The organism is Bartonella sp. MR168JLCBS (assembly GCF_042194175.1).
This window is the reverse complement of record NZ_JBHIMP010000006.1, coordinates 98,592-116,922: the sequence shown is the minus strand read 5'-3', so window position 1 is coordinate 116,922 and position 18,331 is coordinate 98,592. Positions and strand designations below refer to the sequence as shown.

9 protein-coding genes and 1 pseudogene are annotated in these 18,331 nt (G+C 37.3%); 6 read left to right on the top strand and 4 right to left on the bottom strand.

Annotation, left to right across the window (positions count from 1 at the left end; genetic code table 11):
• Window positions 1–1,073 precede the first annotated feature (1,073 nt).
• The gene (gene aspS / locus ACFIK8_RS05685) at window positions 1,074–2,867 is read right to left on the bottom strand and encodes an aspartate--tRNA ligase (RefSeq protein WP_375635895.1); all 1,794 of its coding nucleotides are present in this window, start codon (window positions 2,865–2,867) and stop codon (window positions 1,074–1,076) included.
• Between the two features lie 132 nt (window positions 2,868–2,999).
• Here aspS and rnd point away from each other — a divergent pair, with 132 nt between their 5' ends.
• From rnd to ACFIK8_RS05670, 3 genes and pseudogenes are all read left to right on the top strand, one after another.
• Window positions 3,000–4,154, top strand: a complete 1,155-nt coding sequence (gene rnd, locus ACFIK8_RS05680; protein ID WP_375644736.1) for a ribonuclease D — start codon at window positions 3,000–3,002, stop codon at window positions 4,152–4,154.
• A gap of 432 nt (window positions 4,155–4,586) precedes the next feature.
• A pseudogene (locus tag ACFIK8_RS05675) lies at window positions 4,587–5,756 on the top strand (tyrosine-type recombinase/integrase).
• 208 nt (window positions 5,757–5,964) lie between these two features.
• Window positions 5,965–6,141, top strand: coding sequence for a helix-turn-helix transcriptional regulator (locus ACFIK8_RS05670; RefSeq protein ID WP_375635893.1), 177 nt, complete (start codon window positions 5,965–5,967; stop codon window positions 6,139–6,141).
• 303 nt (window positions 6,142–6,444) lie between these two features.
• On the opposite strand, the gene ppx is transcribed toward ACFIK8_RS05670, so the two are convergent.
• Window positions 6,445–7,962, bottom strand: coding sequence for an exopolyphosphatase (gene ppx / locus ACFIK8_RS05665; RefSeq protein WP_375644737.1), 1,518 nt, complete (start codon window positions 7,960–7,962; stop codon window positions 6,445–6,447).
• 6 nt (window positions 7,963–7,968) lie between these two features.
• Window positions 7,969–10,149, bottom strand: a complete 2,181-nt coding sequence (locus ACFIK8_RS05660) for an RNA degradosome polyphosphate kinase (RefSeq protein WP_375635891.1) — start codon at window positions 10,147–10,149, stop codon at window positions 7,969–7,971.
• A gap of 325 nt (window positions 10,150–10,474) precedes the next feature.
• Here ACFIK8_RS05660 and ACFIK8_RS05655 point away from each other — a divergent pair, with 325 nt between their 5' ends.
• Entirely contained in the window at window positions 10,475–10,723 is a 249-nt protein-coding gene (locus tag ACFIK8_RS05655) for a zinc-finger domain-containing protein (RefSeq protein WP_375635890.1), read from the top strand.
• 52 nt (window positions 10,724–10,775) lie between these two features.
• Window positions 10,776–12,023, top strand: coding sequence for an FAD-binding protein (locus tag ACFIK8_RS05650; protein ID WP_375635889.1), 1,248 nt, complete (start codon window positions 10,776–10,778; stop codon window positions 12,021–12,023).
• A gap of 255 nt (window positions 12,024–12,278) precedes the next feature.
• On the opposite strand, the gene dnaE is transcribed toward ACFIK8_RS05650, so the two are convergent.
• Window positions 12,279–15,746 carry a DNA polymerase III subunit alpha gene (dnaE, locus tag ACFIK8_RS05645; RefSeq protein ID WP_375635929.1) on the bottom strand — a complete coding sequence of 1,156 codons (3,468 nt, stop codon included), beginning with the start codon at window positions 15,744–15,746 and terminating at the stop codon, window positions 12,279–12,281.
• 401 nt (window positions 15,747–16,147) lie between these two features.
• Here dnaE and recG point away from each other — a divergent pair, with 401 nt between their 5' ends.
• A complete protein-coding gene (gene recG / locus ACFIK8_RS05640) occupies window positions 16,148–18,256 on the top strand; it encodes an ATP-dependent DNA helicase RecG (RefSeq protein WP_375635888.1) in 2,109 nt (702 codons plus the stop codon).
• Window positions 18,257–18,331 lie beyond the last annotated feature (75 nt).

The following is an 18,331-nucleotide window of genomic DNA, read 5'->3' as shown; positions in this document are numbered from 1 at the left end:
TCTTCGTTTTTCATAAATGAAACGTTCTTAAGAGCAAATGATAACTAAGTTATAACTGTGATAAAAAGAAGTTTTAAACACTTATAAAGATCTCATTTTATGTTTCAAACGTTTAAAGGTTCATTTAATGAGGTTCTCATAAGCGTATTTGTACTTTTCTTTAAAACCTAATTTCTTTAAAAATTAGCCGGCTCAAATTTGAGTTGGCAATATTAACCACCCCAATTTGGGGGCGTTAACTTTAGAATAGAGCATTCTTTAAACAGCATTATTTTATTAAAAATTTAGTAAAACCCCATGCCTTATGATGTTACAATGGTTTTGAAGTTTATTTGCTTCTCTAAAAAGGGAAGCTAAAATTTCTCAATCCAAATTTGGATTGATCCCATTTGGCTTCGTATTTTTAAACGATAACTTTTAAAACGTTTTTTGATAGCTTGCTTTTATTCATTAAAAAGGCTTTTGATCATAAGATATAACGTTTTGAATTTCATATCTGTTGTAATGATAATATCTATATAATACCTGCCTATCATTTTCTAAATTTTTAGAAACGTTTTAAAAACGATATTGAAATCCTTTATGCGCCCTTATGAATTGAAACCTATAGGCTTATGACAGTTTCAAACGATTACCTTCTTATAGGTAATAAAATATTGCTATAGCATTTTTGGATTTTACGCTTTTCAATTTTGGCGAATATTAATTTGTTCCTTATGCTATTAACAATCCAATCTTTAAAACAAGATGTGATCTTTAAACGTATGTTATCGATAATTCCAAACAACTAAATTTTAAAACAATGCGATTTTTAAGTGATAAAAACGTATCATAAAATTTATGAACTGTTATGAATGATAGCTGCTTTTCATTTCATTTGAATACACACATGCGTTATAATATTTGCATCATGATTTGCTTTTTATGCTCTATTCATACGTGCTAATCTTATATAAAAAATGGTCAAATGAATCACGTATAAAAATGTGGATTCCTAAGTGGATTCATGTAAAATAATTGCAAACAACCTATTGACTTTATTGTGTTTTTTGATATGATATCGAATATCAACTTTATGAGCTATTTTTGTGAGTAGGAGCCATACGGATTCCTAAATCACGTAATTGTGTGGGAGAAACATCAGACGGAGCACTCATCAAAAGATCAAGTGCCTGTTGATTCATAGGAAATAAAGCAACTTCACGCAAATTTTTAACACCTTGCAACAGCATAATGATGCGGTCAATTCCCGCAGCCATACCACCGTGTGGCGGAGCCCCATAATGGAATGCACGATAAAGACCACCGAAACGATCTTTCACAACTTCCTTAGAAAGTCCTACAAGTTCAAAAACTTTAAGCATCATTTCTGGTAAGTGATTACGAATTCCACCTGATGCAATTTCATAACCATTGCAAACAAGATCATATTGAAAAGCTTTAAGAGTAAGAGGATCTTGGGTCTCAAGAGCATTTTCTCCCCCTTGAGGCATGGAAAAAGGATTATGTGCAAAATCAATCTTTTTCTCATCTTCATTCCATTCAAAAAATGGAAAATCAACAATCCAAGCCAAAGAGAAACTCTCTCTATCGAGAAGATCTAATTCTTCCCCTACCCGTGTACGGGCTGCTCCAGCAAAAGATGCGAATTTTTTTGGATCTCCAGCCACAAAAAAACAAGCATCACCACTTTCAAGTCCAAGCTGTATACGGAGCGCTTCAGCTCGCTGTTGACCAATATTTTTGGCGATAGGCCCTGCTCCTTCAAAATTTCCTTTTTCTTCACGCCAAAAAATATAACCGAGCCCTGGTTGCCCCTCGCCTTGTGCCCATACATTCATACGATCACAAAAAGCACGACTTCCACCCGTTTTAGCCGGAATAGCCCACACTTGTGCATTCTCATCATTCGCTAAAATTTGAGAAAAGACTTTGAAACCAGAATTATAAAAATGTTGAGAAACATCTTCCATAATGATCGGATTACGTAGATCAGGCTTATCAGAACCATATTTTTGCATTGCTTCATCATAGGAAATGCGAGGAAAGCTCTGTGTCACAGTTTTTCCATCTGCAAATTCTTCAAAAATAGAACGCATAATAGGTTCCATAGTTGCTAAAACATCTTCTTGCTCAACAAAACTCATTTCAACATCTAATTGATAAAATTCACCAGGAAGACGGTCGGCCCTTGGATCTTCATCTCTAAAACATGGAGCAATCTGAAAATAACGATCAAAACCTGACATCATCAACAACTGTTTATATTGCTGTGGTGCTTGCGGTAGCGCATAAAATTTTCCCTGATGAACACGACTTGGAACCAAAAAATCACGTGCTCCTTCCGGCGATGAAGCTGTCAAAAGTGGCGTCGTAAATTCCGTAAAACCATTATTTTGCATAGCCCGTCTCATAGCCGCAATAATTTCAGTCCGACGCATGATATTTTTGTGCATAGTCTCCCGACGCAAATCAAGAAAACGATATTTTAATCGAATATCTTCTGGATAATCAGGCTCACCAAAAACCGGTAAAGGAAGTTCATCAGATTTTGAAAGAATTTCTACCTCTTGTGCAAAAATTTCAATCTCACCTGTTGGAAGCGTTGCATTAATAACCTCATCAGAACGTGCACATACCTCTCCATCCACACGAATAACCCATTCAGAACGCACTTTTTCAATAACTTTAAAAGCCGGCGAAGCAGGGTCAGCAACAATTTGTGTAATTCCAAAATGATCACGTAAATCCACAAAAAGAATTCCTCCATGATCACGAACACGATGAACCCATCCCGAAAGACGGACTTGTGCTCCTACATCACATCTACGAAGAGCCGCACAATGATGACTGCGATAACGGTGCATGTTTTTTGCCTTTGATTATAATATTCATATGCGCTACAAACGCTTTTTAATAACCATTTGTCAAGATATGAGAATAAAAACTCAAAAATAAAGTCAATAAAGGACAAATTTAATTTATCGAATTATAATAAAATGATGAATCTTATTACACAAACAACAGATCTTGAAATTGCACTTAACGCTCTACGTACCTCTGATTTTGTAACAGTCGATACTGAATTTATCCGCGAGACAACTTTTTGGCCTCAACTGTGTTTAATCCAGCTCGCATCACCAGATGTCACAGTTTTGATTGATCCCATAGCACCAGATATTGATTTACAACCTTTTTTTGACCTTATGATCGATAAAAAAGTTGTAAAAGTTTTTCATGCTGCGCGCCAAGATATTGAAACAATTTATCATCTTGGAGGTGTTATTCCTTCCCCTCTCTTTGATACGCAAATAGCAGGATCAATTTGTGGGTTTGGTGATTCTATCTCCTATGATCAAATTGTACAACGTTGCACGGGGCATCATCTTGATAAATCCTCCCGCTTTACAGACTGGAGTTGCCGACCTTTGTCTGAAAAACAACTGCTCTATGCACTTGCCGATGTAACCTATTTAAGAGATGTTTACCTGTTATTGAAAAAAAGGTTAGAAAAAAATCAACGTGCTCACTGGATGGATGATGAACTAACAATCCTTTTAAATCCTAAAACCTATGATATGCCAGAAGATGAAGCATGGAAAAAAGTGAAAGGACAAATTAAAAAGCCTCGTGAACTTGCTGTATTACAAAAGATAGCAGCTTGGCGTGAACGTGAAGCACGAAGATACAATATGCCACGTCGTCATATCATAAAAGATGAATGTCTTATAGAAATAGCAACCCAACAACCAAAAGATGAATCTGCATTAAAACGATTGCGCAGTCTTAATAAGAATTGGGATAAACTCTCAATTGCTCAATCATTAATCAAAGCTGTCCACGAAGGTTTAGAGGTGGATCTTTCTACTTTACCCCCCATTCCTAAACATAATCCACTCAATGATACGACGGTCGCTGTTATCGATCTGCTCAAAGTGTTATTAAAAATTGTTGCAAGCGAAAACAGCATTGCCCCTAAAATTATTGCAACATCTAATGATTTAGAAAAAATTGCCAATGGAGGAATAAAGAAAAATATTCCCGCTATGAATGGCTGGCGCTATGAAATTTTTGGTAAAAAAGCCGAACAACTGCTAAAGGGGCAGATAGGGTTTTACTTTAACGATGGAAAAATAAGCACAAAACAGCTTTAATTTACATTTTCATTTTTAAAAATCCATTACGCTACTTATTATCTACATAAATTGGTATGCCCTATGGACCAACGCAAATAGGATAACTAAAGCCTACTTCTGACAAAGTTAAAAACTTAAATAGTAAACTCTTATTAAAAATGACAGCTAAATCTTTATCAGGTCAATCAAATAGCAATCTTATTACAAAAATCTAAAAACACAGACAGCTCCTCATTTAAAAGTTTTAAAAAGAAAAAGTTCTTATAATAAAAGCGCATTCGTTACAAAAATAGCAGCCTAGCAATAGGAACAAACAAAGATATAATGCCTCACGTCACCATATCGTATTAAAAAAACTACCGAGATTACAATCTAACAATCAAAACCATTCTCTTGCACGTCATAAGCGGGGCTGGCGTGTGGGTAAAAACTGTACAAGAAAGGACTAAAATGGCTCTTATGAATCGTCTCAAGTGCCAAGGACTGTCGCAACATTGGGAGCTAGCAAATATAATGATGGTGCCGGCTTGCTTCTTCACAAACGTAAAGATAGTGGTGCTCAATGGCTTTATCGTTATACAATTCATGGACGCCGCCGTGAAATGGGCTTGGGTGCCTTGAGAGATGTCTCTTTAAAAAAGCTCGTGAATGTGCAACCGAATGGCGTTCTATTTTACGTGAAGGTCGTGACCCTATTAAAGAACGCAACAAACAAAAACGTGAGGCAATGCATAATCTCCGTTACTTCAAATACATTGCTCTAGATGCCTTTGAAAGCCGTAAAGCTAAATTCAAAAATGATGGAAAAGCTGGGGATTGGTCTTATCTTTACGCCTTCATATTCTCCCCAAATTAGGCTGTCTGCCTGTTTCAGAGAGTATACAAACAGAGATACGCAATACCCTTGCCCCAATTTGGTATACAAAAGATGGAACAGCAAAGAAAGCACTTGAACCGTCTTAATCTTTATCTCAAACATACTGCGCCTTAGATTTGAATGTTGATTTACAAATAACAGAAAAAGCACACTCTCTCTTAAGAAAACAACGCCATAAAACACAAAATTTACCAGCAATGGATTGAAGAGATGTACCATCTTTTTATAAAAAACACTTTGCCAAACAACAACCCTAACACTATTGGCTTTGCGTCTACTCATCCTTACAGGGATTCGCACTTTTCCTTTGTGTCATATTCATAAAATCAAGTGGATGGGGGTATATGGACTATCCCTGCTGAAAATATGAACGGTTTGCATGACGCTACAACAGAATTTCGCGTGCCCTTATCAACAAAGACATCAGAAATTTTAAAACAAGCGCGCTTGCTTTCTCGCAATGTTTTCTTTTTTTCTGCAACCAGTCGTAGTCCCCTTGCTCAGAATTGTATGTCAAAGTATATGAGAAAAAATAAACTTGATGTCTGCCCCTATGGGTTTCGTTCTAGTTTACGCGATTGGCTTACTGAAACAACCGCTCCCCCTTATAAAATCGCAGAAACCATCCTAGGTCATACAGTCGGAAGACAAGTAGAGCGGTGCCCTATCGTCGAACAGACTATCTAGAACAGCGCCGTGTCTATATGGATAAATGGACGGCTTATGTTACAGATCAAAGCTAAGATATGGGATACATAACCCCATTATTTGTGGATGACTTTCTCTCCCTTTTCTCTCATATCGTCTCAATAAGAAGCATAAATAATCACATCAGAAATTATATAATAAAATATTGTTTTTTATAAATTAAATACCTTTCAAAGGATTCGAAAATATGGTTAATAAATGCTTATGATTTGTTTCTATTTTTTATAGTGAAAGAATTTTATAATGACAGAAAATGATATTCTTTTAGCGGGCCGTGAAAGTGCAAAACTGTTTCATATGAGTGTTTCAACATTCCGGCGTCATATTACCAATGGATCTTTACCAAAACCTTTCAAATTTAGTTTTTTATCGCGTTTATTACAATCGAATCTTTTGAATGTCATCGAGCAAGCTAAATAGCAACGTCAAAATGACACAGCATAAAAAGAAAACCTTGTCACGTAAGGATGGACAAGGCTTTTCATTTTCACACGAAGCTTATGACATGCAAAATCCATTCTGTGATGCAAGTAACTGGATAAAAAAATTATATTTTCTTTTATGAATGCTCAGGGCATTACAAATGCCTTACGTGGGGGATGACACGGGCGTTATGGAACAAAAAGCCCCCCCGTTGTCCAGCTCATGATGATAGGTTGCCTAATTTATCCCTTGTCAATGGCACTATTATAAGACATAAAGCCCGAATAAATTAGAAAAAAATCAAAAAATTTCAAAAGCAAAAGGTTTTTTTATTATTTTTGATAACTTCTTTAATCGTCCAAGAGGACGTTCTCCTAATAACCCAGCGTAATTCTTTGGGATCTGCAAAATAATATGATCTGCTTTTTTACGCCACAATAGATGAGGTAAAATACCTGCAACAGAAGCACTAAAAAGATGAGCAATCCGCATAGTTTCGCCAAGAATACGTGCTTTTTCAATTATATTTTGAGTTGCTAATTGAAAAATGGGGAGAGATTCTTTATCAACCAGTAAACTTGTATTGCGAAAAAAAACAGCAAGCGCCGCATAAAGGCGCCCTTCATGAGAAATTCCTGGATAAGATCCTAAAGCTATTTGATTTGCTGCTTCATTGCCTCGATAATCTGGATGTATACGCCAACCAATATCCGCAAGAAGACAAGCGGCTTGACGATAACGGCATTCATTTTCAGTTTCTGAAATTCCAAAAACTTCAAAAGCATTCGTCGTAAAATCAATGAGTTCTTCTGCTTGTTTTGGTGAACGTGCCCGTAAAATAGCCATTTCTGTGCATGCTGCAATGAGAGGATCTGAAAGTCGAAGCGCCTGCGGCAATCGTGAATAAAGAAAACCTTCACGAACGCCAGCACCAGAAAAAATTATCTTTTCAAACTCCATACACTGAATGAGTTCAATAAGAACTATTGCCCCATAAGATAAAAGTTTCCGACGATTCTGAGAAACCGCTGCAATCCCTCTCATATTATCAATATTGCCACGTGCTACAAGACGTAAAAAGTTCTCCATTTCAACGGCATCAACTTCATAGCCATGCATAACAGGGAGCCGATAGTGTTTCATTGCCATATGGAGTTTTGCCAAATTACGCCATGTCCCCCCTACTGCATAAAAATAACGTGCTATACCTTTACGAGTCCGAACAACAGACGATTTATAAAGTTGCTCATGTACAATTTTTGTAGCTACAGCACTATCATTATTTGACATATACTGTAGCCTTAAACCACCCAATGGGAGAGTTATCCCTTCACCAACATCAGAATGATTAATATCAATCAGCTCAAGACTTCCACCACCAAGATCCCCAGAAATACCTTTTGGTTGATAAAAAGTAGACACAACTCCATATGCTGAATACATAGCTTCTTCACTTCCTGAAAGAAGATATATTTTACTTTGCAAAATATCTTCAGCATGCTGAATAAATGCTACGCCATTCTTTGCATCTCGTGCTGCTGCTGTTGCTAAAGTATAGACCTCATCTGCCCCAATCTGTCGACAAAGCGTACGAAACCGTTTCAGTGTTTGCAACGCCATTTTCATCGATTTTTCTTCTAAAAATCCTGTTTTTGCCACACCATGACCGAGACCACAAAGAATCTTTTCATTAAACAAAACCGTTGGTGAGCGAACAAGCCCCTCATAAATAACCAACCGAACAGAATTTGAGCCAATGTCAACAACAGCAACAGGCTTACGCCCTTTTAACCGACCTTGAGCATCTATATATGTCATTGGATTTTAATCTTTATGTATTTCGGCTTGTTGCCGACGCAACGCAATCAAGCGCGAAACAGAAGATTCAAAGGACTCTTTTCTCCCCGCAAAACTTGTATTAGCCATAAAATACTCCTGCGCATTAAACAGACTTTCACCTATCTGCGGTGTGATACGTTTTGATGTTCCATCCTTAAGTATATCAAAGCTTTGTTGATTATCAATGATATTAGCCAACATAATTTGTAAAAGAATTTTTTGACGCACTATTTTATTAAAAACTGGAACCAATATTTCAATACGATAGTCTAGATTACGAGGCATCATATCAGCAGAACCTAAGTAAACAAGTGCATTTTCATTAGGCAAATCTTGACCATTCCCAAAACAAAAAATGCGACTATGTTCAAGAAAACGCCCGACAATTGATTTTACACGAATATTATCTGAAATTCCTAGAATACGAGGACGTAAACAACATATCCCCCGCACAACCAAATCAATTTGCACCCCTGCTTGACTGGCACGATATAAAGCATCAATAATTTCAGGATCAACCAATGCATTAACTTTCATCCAAATAGCAGCAAACCTTCCCTGTTGTGCATGAGCAATTTCTCCCTCAATATGCTCTAAGATACGACCACGCAATGTTAAGGGTGAAAAAGCAATCTTCATTGTTTCATTCGGACGCTCATATTGCGCAATATAATTGAACAATAACGCAACATCATGAGCGATATCATCATCCTTGGAAAAAAAAGAAAGATCCGTATAAGTTTTAGCGTTAATGGGATGATAATTCCCTGTTCCAAGATGAACATAAGAGCAAAGACGTTTTCCCTCACGTCTCACAACCAATGACATCTTGGCATGAGTTTTTAATGCAATAAAACCAAAAATAACTTGAACCCCAGCACATTCAAGATCCCGTGCCCAACGAATATTTGCTTCCTCATCAAAACGTGCTTTAAGTTCTACCAAAGCAGTCACAGACTTTCCCTGTTCAGCTGCTTCAATCAAAGCTCCAACAATTGGACTATCGTTTGATGTACGATAAAGTGTTTGTTTGATTTCCACAACATCAGGATCGCAAGCAGCTTGACGTAAAAATTGGACAACAACATCAAATGTCTCATAAGGGTGATGAATCACAATGTCATTTTCACGAATAGCCGCAAAACAATCCCCTTTATGTTCACGAATACATTCTGGAATACGGGGAATATAAGGAATAAATTTGAGATCATTACGGGGGATAGAAACAATTTCTGATACCATATTAAGCGCTAAAAATCCATCAAGAACATTAATACAATTATCAGGAACAGCAAGACTATTCGCTATAAACTGGCGTAAACTCTCTGGCATTTTTGCGTCAAATTCAACTCGAATAACCTGCCCACGGCGCCGCCTTTTGAGAGCAGTTTCAAAAAAATGAACAAGATCCTCAGCTTCTTCTTCGACTTCAATATCACTATCTCGGATTACTCTAAATGTACCAATTCCTTTAACCTCATAATTAGGAAATACATGTTTAATAAAAAAGCAAATAACATCTTCAGCTGCAATAAAACGAAAATGATTGCCCTCTTGAGGAAGAAGAATAAAACGCCTCAAAAGCATTGAAATAGACAACAGCACTGTGTGTGAGTTATGATCAGTTTCTCCAGACAATTGAAGCGCAATAGAAAGCCCTAAATTAGGAATAAATGGAAAAGAATGGGTAGAATCAACAGGCAAAGGTTTTAAAACAGGAAAAATTGTCTCAAGAAAATACTTTTCAAGCCATGATTTTTCAATTTCTGAAAGATCATCAGAACAAATAATTTCAATATTATTCTTTTTTAATTCATCACGTAAAACATTCAATTCTCGTAGTTGGTGAGCCTGCAGCTTTGAAATCTCAGCTAATACAATATCAAGTTGTTCCTGTGGAGTGTGCCCATCTGCACTGCACGCTGTAACGCGAGCACGAATTTGAGTTGCTAGCCCAGCAACACGAACCATAAAAAACTCATCAAGATTTGCAGCTGAAATAGAAAGAAATTGTAGGCGTTCTAATAAAGGATGTTTCGAATTAGCCGCTTCCATCAAAACACGATTATTAAATTGTAGCCATGAAAACTCTCGATTAATAAACCGTACCGGATTTTTCATTGTTATATTCGATATAGAAATTTTATCTACCACCCTCTGTTCCATATATCCTAAATAATTTTCTTTTATATTTTCTAAAATCCTTGATGAAATATCTCATATAACATTTTATAATATGTTATCATCATAGTAATATATCAATGCCTAACTTTTCTCATCGTGTTTTCATTTAATATTTAAAAATACTTGAAACTATTTCTATGCGCAAAGCGCTAAAAACACGACAATTATTCTAATATAGCATAAAGGAGGAGAAATTTGTCTTAAAAAGCAGCTTGCATTATTATAAGCTTTATTACAAACTCACGCCTATAAAATAGAAGAGCCTAATTATAGCTGATGAGACAATTTATTCTGGAGTTTGTACGCCATGGCTGATCACAATATTCCCCATTTCCAAAATGACCTTGGATATAAAATAATCGAAATTGGTGTGAAAGAATTTATGTGTGTAGGCGCTACACAACCATTCGATCATCCCCATATCTTTATCGACATGGGAGAAGCAGATGAGAAAATTTGCCCTTATTGCTCAACCCTTTATCGTTATGTTCCCTCGCTATCATACGATCAAACAAACCCAACAGGATGTTTATATCATCCAGAAAAGCTATTATAATCGCGTTTTTGGGCTTTCTTAATAACCACTCTTTTAATTCTGCTTGTTTAATATGGAATCATTTGTGAACCGATCGCCCTTCATTGTTGGAGGAGGAATTGCTGGTTTAAGCACCGCTTTAGCACTCGCTCATAAAGGAATTGCAAGCACCATTATCGAAAAGTGTAAGCAACTTGAAACAATAGGCGCTGGTATTCAGCTGACACCAAATGCAACATCTATTCTTGCTCGCTGGGAACTTCTTAACAAACTCACTGAAGTCGCTACAATCCCACATTTTCTTGAGTTAAAAGATGGATTGTCTTTAAAAATACATCTACGGGCTCATCTTATCAATCTAACAGAAAAATATTGGAAAGCCCCTTATATGACGATCCACCGCGCAGCTTTACAACAAATTTTATATGATGCAGTGATTGAAAATCCTTTGATCAAATACAAAGCAGGTGAAACGATTGTATCTTCTACCCAATCTGCAACCAACATTAAAATAAAGACAATAAAAACAGATACAACAACAGAACAGCTTCATTCAACGCCCCTTCAGATCGGATGTGATGGAGTTTGGTCAACATTACGGCAACAATCTCCCTTTCATGAAAGAGCAAATTTTAGTGGCTTTATTGCTTGGCGTGCAACAACAACATTTGATAATCTTCCTCAAAAATTTCGTTCTTCATTGCAAAATATGAAGACAATTACAGCTTGGATGGGACCCAAAAATCATCTTGTTGTCTATCCCATTCAATCGTCAGAAAAAATTTTTAATTTTGTCGCCATTACGCATGGAGAAAATTCAAAAGAAGGATGGGCTCATAAAGGAGATAAAGAAAAACTCAAATCTCTTTTTAAAGGTTGGAATTCAAAAATCTTACAAATCTTTGATCATATCGATGAATGGAGCTATTGGCCACTCTTTCAAATGAAACAAAATCGTTTTATCGGCTTAGAGAGACAAGTATTTGTTGGCGATTGTGCACATGCAGCCTTACCTTTTGCAGCGCAAGGTGCCGCTATGGCAATCGAAGATGCTGCCACATTAGCAGAAGCACTTTCATTGAAAGATTTTTCATTAACGAAAGCACTTTCGCTTTACGAAACAACACGCACCCCCCGTATTGTAGCAGTAAAAAAACGCGGAGATTTCAATAGATTGGTCTATCACGCAACCGGTCCTATAGCAATTGCACGCAATCTCATGATGAAAATTCGTACACCAGAGAGCATTATGTCAGATCTCGATTGGCTTTACATGTATGATGCGATGAATTCCATAAAAAATAATGATAAAAACTTATAAAATTCTTCCAGTATTTTGAATATTACGAAAGAAAGAGATTTTTTGACACTATGACACTATGACACTATGACACTATGACACTATGACACTATGACACTATGACACTATGACACTATGACACTAAAAAACATCATAATTTACTCAAATAAAAGCAATATTTTTCGAAACCTACAATCCGATTTTAAAAGCTCAATTTTTAGCTCTCCTAAAAGCAAAAACACCACTCAAAATCAGCTCCCATCTTTAATCTTTCTGTTAACTCAATTCTACATCAACAACACCCTGAATTAATTTCATAGCATTTGCGACATGTGAATTTACCTTATATCGCTTAGGAAGCGCAATTTCGACTTCTCGCAATCCATCCTCTTGTATTAAAATAAGCCCAACCTCTCCATTCCCCCCAAGATTTAAATTTTGTTCAATTTGTGGAAGCATATCAACTGTTTTTATAAAAAGACGCATCATTTTATGCTGTTTTAATGATTCCTGTTCCAACGACTGAATTGTTTCAATTCGCAAACTAACTCCTTCAGAACGATTTTCTGCGCTCACCGTAATAATAAAAGATTTTCCGGGTTCTAGCATCTCTTCATAATCCGAGAGTGCCTCAGAAAAGAGAACAGCTTCATATTGTCCACTTGTATCAGAAAAATGAATAATTCCCATTTTTTTACCAGATTTTGTTTTGCGCACGTTTTTTGCCACAACAGTTCCAGCAAGCCGTGCAGCCGTTGCTCCTCCTTTAACGGCATTGGCAAAATTAACCCAAGTCTGAATGCGTTTTTTGTCTAGAATAGCTTGATACTCCTCCAATGGATGCGCAGAAAAGTAAAAACCTATAGCTTGAAATTCTCGATAAAGTTTCTCAGCCAGCAACCAAGGGGTTGTTTGCGATAAGATCAATGGTTCTTTTAATCCGCCTGCCATTCCAAATATATCAACCTGCCCGCTAGAATTGTCATCGAGAATACGAAGTGCACGCGCATGAAGGGTTCCAAGATTGGCTAATAAAACCTCACGTGCAATGTTAAAACAATCAAAAGCACCAGCACAAACTAAACTTTCCATCGCACGCTTGTTAACAATACGAGGATCAACACGCGCACAAAAATCTTCCAGATCCTTAAAAATCTTATCCCCTCGACAAGTAACAATATGATCCACAACAGTTTCTCCCACTCCTTTAATGGCAGCAAGAGAATAATAAATACAGTTATCACCAACCTCAAAAACACGATGAGATGTTTGTATAGAAGGTGCAATAACTTCAATACCCAGCCTTAATGCTTCACGCCGAAAATCATTAAGTTTATCTGTATTCGTCATATCATACGTCATTGAAGCTGCTAAAAACTCAACGGGATAATTTGCTTTCATATAAGCTGTTTGGTAAGAAACAATTGCATAAGCAGCAGCGTGCGATTTATTAAAACCATAATCAGCGAATTTTGCTAAAAGATCAAAGATAATATCAGCTTGATCTTTATCAACACCACCTGCAACAGCTCCATTGACAAAACGCGTACGCTGTTTTTGCATTTCAGCATGAATTTTTTTCCCCATAGCACGACGTAATAAATCGGCTTCTCCAAGCGAATAGCCAGCAAGCACCTGAGCAATCTGCATCACCTGTTCTTGATAGACAATAACACCTTGTGTTTCTTTGATCAGATGATCTATTTTAGGATGAATAGAAGCAATTTCCTCTTCCCCATGTTTGCGTGCATTATAGGTTGGAATATTCTCCATTGGACCTGGACGATAAAGTGCGACCAGCGCAATAATATCTTCAATACGGTCTGGCTTCATTCCAATCAACGCCTTGCGCATACCAGAACTTTCCACCTGAAACACGCCAACCGTTTCACCACGTGCCATCATAGCGTAGGTTGCTTCATCATTCAGAGGGATATTTGATAAATCTATTTTAATCCCCTTTCTGGCAACAAAATCGACTGCCATTTTCAAAACAGTAAGCGTTTTTAATCCAAGAAAATCAAATTTTACCAGCCCTGCCTGTTCAACATATTTCATGTTAAATTGTGTAACAGGCATATCAGAACGAGGATCACGATACATCGGGACAAGCTCCCAAAGCGGACGATCTCCGATAACAATCCCAGCAGCATGAGTCGAAGCATGACGATAAAGTCCCTCCAACTGGAGTGCGATATCTAATGCGCGTCCAACAACGGGATCTTTTTTCTTTTCCTCTTCAAATTTAGGTTCATCCTTAATAGCATCAGCCAATTCTACCTGACTTCCTGGTGTGGCAGGAATTAATTTTGTAAGATAATCCACCTGACGATAAGGAACTTCTAAAACACGCCCCACATCACGCAAAACTGCACGTGCCTGTAACTTACCAAAGGTAATAATTTGAGCAACTTGATCACGTCCATATTTTTTTTGAACATATTGAATAACTTCTTCGCGCCGCTCTTGACAAAAGTCGATATCAAAATCTGGCATCGAAACACGATCTGGATTGAGAAAACGTTCAAAGAGAAGAGAAAACCGCAATGGATCAACATCAGTAATCGTCAATGCATAAGCAACAAGTGAACCAGCACCAGAACCCCGCCCTGGTCCAACGGGAATATCATGAACCTTTGCCCATTTTATGAAATCTGAAACGATAAGAAAATATCCAGAAAATTGCATACGCGTAATAACTGAAATTTCATAATCAAGCCGCTGCTCATAATCTGCAATCGTATACCCTTCAGCTAATCCAATTGTTTCAAGCCGCATCTTCAAACCAGCTTTAGCCTGATTTAACAACTCACTATCTTCTACTTCTAAAGTATTTTCTGAATTAGCAGATTGTTCTATAAAACGAGGCAATATCGGTTTTCGAAGAGGCGTGGCAATATGACAACGCAATGCAATTTCAACACTATTTTCTAAAGCTTCTGGAAGATCAGAAAACAGTGTAACCATTTCATCTTGTGACTTCAAATAATGATCTGGCGTCACACGTTTACGATCTGGATTAGAGACTATTTGTCCTTCTGAAACAGCCATCAGCGCATCATGCGCTTCATACCCTTCTCTCTTCAGAAAAAAGGCTTCATTTGTTGCAACAAGAGGAATTTCATGCGCATAAGCCAATTCAATAAGATCAGCTTCTACTCTCCGATCATAAGAGCCATGCCGTTGTAATTCCACATAAAGACGATCAGCAAAAGATTTTTTCAAATAAATTAAGCGTTCAACAGCATGTTCTTTTTTCTCTTCTGCTAAAGAAAGATTAATAGGCCCTCCCTTGCCTCCCGTTAAAACAATTATTCCTTCACTGTGTGCCGACAACCAATGAGCTTTAATATAAGGAGGATCAGTATCACATTTATCAAGATAAGCACGGCTCACAAGACGAACCAAATGAGCATAACCGGTTTCACTAGCAGCCAACAGAACAATAGAGCAAAAATCAGAAGGATTACGCCATTTAGCCAAACGTGAATGATCATTTTCATCACAAAAATCAACAGTAAGCTGACAACCAATAATAGGTTGTACCCCATGAGAAAGACAATGCTGTGAAAATTCCAAAGCACCAAATAAATTATTGGTATCGGTAATAGCAACCGCTGGTGCATGATCTGAAATCGTCTGTTGAATAATTTGGGGGATTTTTAAAGCCCCTTCGAGCAAGGAATAAGCTGAATGCACTCTCAAATGAATAAAGCGAGGAAGAGAATTTTTGTTCTCTTGCATTTTATTTTTATTTTTTACCACTCTCACAATTTCCCACTACAAAATAAATGCCAAACAGCACCCCTTATAAAAGAAAAAAACTTCTGTTTATCATAACTTTAAAGCTATAAATTCATCATCCTACATAGGAGCAATATCCCAATTTTATTAATATTTATAAGAGAATTATATCAAGAAAATGCTTCTATTCACAGCAAATAAACAGCTAAAATAAAAAGAAAAATAATATAGCTCATCTAAGCACTTTAATTTTAGCTCCCTTTTATTGTATTTATCTTTAAATATTAATTTTCTTCCTAAAATTCAATGTGTAAGTAAAGCGACCTCCTCTTTATAACTTTATCCCCAAAAAGCTCTTCTAAAGGTCTAGAAAAAACAAAAAGAGCAGGTTAAATTTGCTCATGCCTCCAAGTCTTCTTACCCCTCTTTTTAATTCTATTCGAACTCTTTCTGGTATTACACCTAAAGTCTATGGTTTACTGAGCAAACTCTTAAATGTTAATCCTACACAACGCGAAGCAACTCTTATTGATCTTCTTCAATTAATGCCTCATTCCGTCATAGACCGCAGAATGCGTCCCAACATTGCTTGTGTAACAGAAGGAGACACTGTTACACTCGAAATTATCATCGATCAACATCAACCACCGCCCCGTGGTCACAACAAAATCCCCTATCGTGTTATTGCCCATGATCAAACAGGAAAAATAAATTTAGTCTTTTTTCACGCTCAGCCTCTTTGGCTAAAAAAACAACTCCCTGAAGGAAAAAAAGTCACTGTATCAGGAAAAGTTGAATGGTTTAATGGACAATTTTCAATGGCGCATCCCGACTATATTGCTCCAAGCGAACAATCAAATCAGATTCCTCTCATCGAACCTGTCTATCCCTCTACTGCAGGACTAACTGCAAAGACACTAAGACGCGCCATACAAAACGCTCTTGATTTTATTCCTCTCCTCCCAGAATGGATAGATGAAAATGTGAAAAAACAGCAAAATTTTTCTTCTTTTTCTGTTGCTTTACGCCGTATCCATGCGCCCATTAATACCAACGATCTATCCTTAGAAAGTACAGCACGCAAACGTCTTGCCTATGATGAATTGCTCGCTTGTCAATTGGCGCTAGGACTCGTGCGTTTGAAAACCAAATCTCTTGTTGGCACTTCTCGACCATCAACAGGAATTTATACTAAAAAATTGCTTAATGTCCTCCCCTTTCAACTCACAACCGGACAAAAAAAAGCAGTAGAAGATATCGCGAAGGATCTTGCTTCGCCAGAACCGATGCTAAGACTGCTTCAAGGTGATGTAGGCGCAGGAAAAACTGTTGTTGCATTGATGGCAATGGCACAAATTGCTGAAAATTCAGGACAATCAGCTTTAATGGCACCAACCGAAGTGCTTGCCAGGCAACATTTTTCCACCATTGCTCCTCTTGCCGAAAAAGTCGGATTACAAACAACTCTTTTAACAGGACGAGAAAAAGGGAAATTGCGGACAAATATCTTGAATGATATTCAATTAGGTCAAGTTTCTATTATCATCGGAACCCATGCTCTCATACAAAACAGCATTACTTATAACAATCTTGCCTTAACCATTATCGATGAACAACACCGTTTTGGTGTCCATCAACGTATCGCTCTTACAGAAAAAGGCAATAAACCTGATATGCTGGTTATGACCGCCACGCCCATTCCGCGCACACTTGTCTTAACAGCTTTTGGTGATATGGATGTATCTAAAATTACAGAAAAACCAATGGGACGACAACCCATTACAACAGCAATGCTTTCTTTGAAACGTCTTCATGAGCTTATAGAGCGAATCGCAATTGCATTAGAAAAAGGAGAAAAGCTCTATTGGATTTGTCCTTTAGTGGAGGAATCGACAGCTCTTGATCTCACTTCAATTGAAAACCGCTTTGCATTTCTCCATGAACGCTTTGGTGCACACGTTGGTATGATCCATGGAAAAATGTCTACAGCAGAAAAAGAAGCCGCTATGGCATCTTTTAAATGTGGAAATACACGTATTTTAGTTGCAACCACCGTCATTGAAGTGGGAGTAGATATTCCAGATGCTTCGATCATTATCATCGAACACGCGGAACATTTTGGCCTTTCACAATTGCACCAATTACGTGGACGTGTAGGACGAGGCAATAAAAAATCTTCCTGCATTTTGCTCTATAAAGATCCTCTGACTAAAACAGCAGCAACACGCCTTAATATTATCCGCAATACAGAAGATGGTTTTGAAATCGCTGAAGAAGATTGGCGCCTGCGAGGCGAAGGAGAGCTTTTAGGTACCAAACAATCCGGAGTCCCTGAATTTCATATAGCAAACCTTGCAGTTCATAGCGATCTTTTGTCAATGGCAAGAAAAGATGCTCGTTTATTTTTACAACGCGATCCTCATCTTTCTTCTCAGCAAGGACAAGCTTTACAGTTGCTGCTTTATCTTTTCGGACACGATGATGCTACACGCCTCTTGCGAGCAGGATAACAAAGCCCCTCTAATAAAAAATTAAAATACCTCTCTGTTCAAATACGATTTTCTCTCTTAGAATAAACCATAAAT